The sequence below is a fragment of the Streptomyces hazeniae genome (assembly GCF_031845485.1).
Lineage (GTDB): Bacteria > Actinomycetota > Actinomycetes > Streptomycetales > Streptomycetaceae > Streptomyces > Streptomyces hazeniae.
Map to the genome: position 1 here is coordinate 1 of NZ_JAVREQ010000184.1, position 452 is coordinate 452.

The 452-nt window shown below is 67.9% G+C and carries 1 pseudogene; it reads right to left on the bottom strand.

From position 1 onward, the window contains the following. Window positions 1-222: pseudogene (locus tag RM572_RS29230) on the bottom strand (Asp23/Gls24 family envelope stress response protein); the annotation flags it as partial. Window positions 223-452: the final 230 nt, after the last annotated feature.

The following is a 452-nucleotide window of genomic DNA, read 5'->3' on the forward strand; positions in this document are numbered from 1 at the left end:
GTCGTACACGCCCGGAATCTCCCGGGCCGCCATCCCCGCGATCTTCACGACGACGGTGTCGGCGATCGACGTACGGCCCCGGGTCGCCGCGGGCTCGGACGCCCCGGTGGTCCCGTGCCCCACGGTCGTCGTGCCGTCGGTCCCACGGTTCTGCTTCGGCCCGCCCGCGCCCGCCCGTGTGTCGGCGGCGGGAACGGCTGCGGCTGTCTGGGTGGTGGTCATGGAAACTCCTCGCACATCGCTCGGCTCGTTCTGCCTGAAATCTCGTTGGACACGCTGTCCGCCGATTCGTCTCGCGGGTTCCCGGAAACTTTTCGCCGATTCCCGATCGGACAGCGCGACCGGGGGCACACCAGTGCGTGACGTTTCGCCGTACCGGGTGTCCAAGAGAAGACCGCGACGGCAGAAGAGAACAGAAGAAGACGACGGAAGAAGACCGACAGGACCCGCAG